At 30.6% G+C, this 708-nt stretch carries 1 protein-coding gene; it reads left to right on the forward strand.

Annotated elements, in window-relative coordinates; translation table 11 throughout:
• Positions 1-45 precede the first annotated feature (45 nt).
• The gene (locus Q0828_RS24375) at positions 46-585 is read left to right on the forward strand and encodes a hypothetical protein (protein WP_298427975.1); all 540 of its coding nucleotides are present in this window, start codon (positions 46-48) and stop codon (positions 583-585) included.
• Positions 586-708 lie beyond the last annotated feature (123 nt).

Genomic DNA, 708 nt, shown 5'->3' on the forward strand with positions numbered 1-708 from the left:
TCATACACAAGTCCGTTAGGCGCAATTTGAGAAAACTTTGAACGAATGAGTATTATTCAGGAATTAACAGATAAATATAATGGAATATACTCAGAAGATCCAACTAGTAGTTTTAGTGACCCAACAGGAAAATACAGTTACCAACAAAAAAGTGGAATTATAGATTTTGACGGAACAAAAATCAGTATCAATCTGAATGAAGTTGGCGGAGCAATGTATGGAACTGAACCTTTTAGAATTACACTTCACTTAGACAAAACATATGAAGTTGAATTTAATGTTTTTCCAAAAACTTTATGGAATAAATTCTTAGACTATATAATTCCAAATCGAGCAATATTTATTCCTAGAACCGTTAGAAACCAATTTTCATTTGGCGGAAACAAAGACTTAATAAAAAAACTCGTTTCTGATAAAATCTTAATAGAAAATATAAATAATGAGAAAATCTTTATTGGAACTATTAATAAACCTACAGACAGAATTGTTTTAACTCCAGCACATGGAATTAATGATGTTGATCATTTTGAAAAGTTTGTTAAGGTTCTTAAGCGAATTGAAAATGAAATGAAAAACTGCACCTAACAACCTGTATGATTAATTACTTGTAGTATGCCTACTCGGAAAATCCTACGGATTTTCCTCTGGTTCGTTTTCTTTTACTAACTTAGTTCTAGCAAACGCAACTAATCATACACGAACACGTTA

It is taken from the genome of uncultured Kordia sp. (assembly GCF_947496985.1).
Lineage (GTDB): Bacteria > Bacteroidota > Bacteroidia > Flavobacteriales > Flavobacteriaceae > Kordia.

Bases quoted from the DNA above. Each gene is read 5' to 3' on its own strand.
- Q0828_RS24375 (WP_298427975.1), top strand. From the start codon at position 46: ATGAGTATTATTCAGGAATTAACAGATAAATATAATGGAATATACTCA.